The 1,119-nt window shown below is 44.6% G+C and carries 1 pseudogene; it reads right to left on the reverse strand.

What is annotated here, in order from left to right:
- Window positions 1-137: 137 nt before the first annotated feature.
- Window positions 138-1,119, reverse strand: a pseudogene (locus EHQ17_RS20195) (hypothetical protein); the annotation flags it as partial.

Raw genomic sequence — 1,119 nt, forward strand, 5'->3', positions numbered from 1 at the left:
ACCCACCCCTTTTTTTCAAGAGTCGCATAAATCGATTTCGTTAAATCGCTCTGCGGATCCGCATACAGAGCACAAGTAGCAGATCCAAGCAGATAAATTAGGAATACGACAAGTCTCTTCATGGATGCATCCTTTTCTTAAAATGGTCGATTGTCCTGAGGTGGTTTCATTGGAACCCATGGGTTATTACCCGCATGGTTAAAGCCATCTGTTCCAGGGTTAGCCCAAACAGGTTTCGATGGGTAGATCACTTGATCCACTGGACTGCCATCCTGGGGATACAATATCTGATTCCCTACCGTTCCAACCAATCTACCTAACCATTGATTCTGAGTTCCATCAAATTTCATCTGATACAATGGGAACAATCCGTTCCCTCCAGGTTTCACCGCTTGTGTATCCATGAAGTAAAAGCTATTCGAACGACGAATTAACGGAACTGGCAAAAATCCACCAGAATTATAATCCGTGGGCTTTACATAATGTGCATTGCCAGAAGCATCTACTTCTATTGAGTCTGTTACGATACCTCCGAGGATAAAGGATTCTTCAGTTCCAGTTTTATCATTATAATTTTTCCATTCGGTCTCGTGGCCTTTCATAAAGATCTGAGACGCCTCTTGGAGAATCCGTTTCGTATCCTTTTCCAAATCCCCTTTGTAGTTCGGATCACTCGTCAGTTTGTCACGGACCTTCTTTTCCAAACCGGCACGATATTCTTCCAGAGGAACGGTCTTTCCATTTGCGTCCACAACCTCGTAATAAAATTTCGTCTCATCAAATTCGAAATTATTAATATTCTCATGGCCGCCTCGAGACAATACACCTTCCGAACTTCCGTATCCGCCGCCGCTGCCGGCATCGCCGCCTACGAGTAACATCGGATATACCTTCGGTCCAAACAGTTTGTTATATGTGTTGCTCACGAAATTACTTACGCTATTAAAAGCACCTGCAGCCTTGTTCCCGATCCAATTCCCAGCTCCCTTCACCGTATTCCAAGCGTCAGAAAAAGCACCTTTGATATTGTCCCACAACGTAGGCTCTCCCTCTCTACCCCCCAAGTTGTAACCCAAACCGTCCATGATGTTCAAGAACAGATTCCCTTGGTTCTTCTGA

Source organism: Leptospira gomenensis, from assembly GCF_004770155.1.
In the GTDB taxonomy this organism is placed as follows: domain Bacteria; phylum Spirochaetota; class Leptospiria; order Leptospirales; family Leptospiraceae; genus Leptospira; species Leptospira gomenensis.